Annotated in this window: 1 pseudogene; it reads right to left on the reverse strand. The window is 44.4% G+C overall.

Features of this window, described 5'->3' with window-relative positions:
• Window positions 1–248 (reverse strand): annotated as a pseudogene (locus SB658_RS26370) (sporulation protein); the annotation flags it as partial.

The raw sequence follows: 248 nt of genomic DNA on the forward strand, positions 1-248 counted from the left end.
GTGTTTGGAGCCGGCTATTTTCGTCTGCAGCGGCATGATAACGCTGTTTCATATCTTCGTGAGAAGTCCGTTCGGTTTGAATGGCGGTCTCAAGTGAGCGGATGCGGGTATGTAAGTTTTTATTTTCTTCTTCAAATTTTATATTTGTAAGATGCAGACGATGCTTTTCTTCCATCTCATTTTTCCGCCGAAACGTTTCCTGCTGAAGCAGTTCTTGCAGAATGACGATTTTATCGAGCAGCCCGGCT

Origin of the sequence: Bacillus sp. SIMBA_008, from assembly GCF_046535495.1 — a bacterium.
Lineage (GTDB): Bacteria > Bacillota > Bacilli > Bacillales > Bacillaceae > Bacillus > Bacillus subtilis.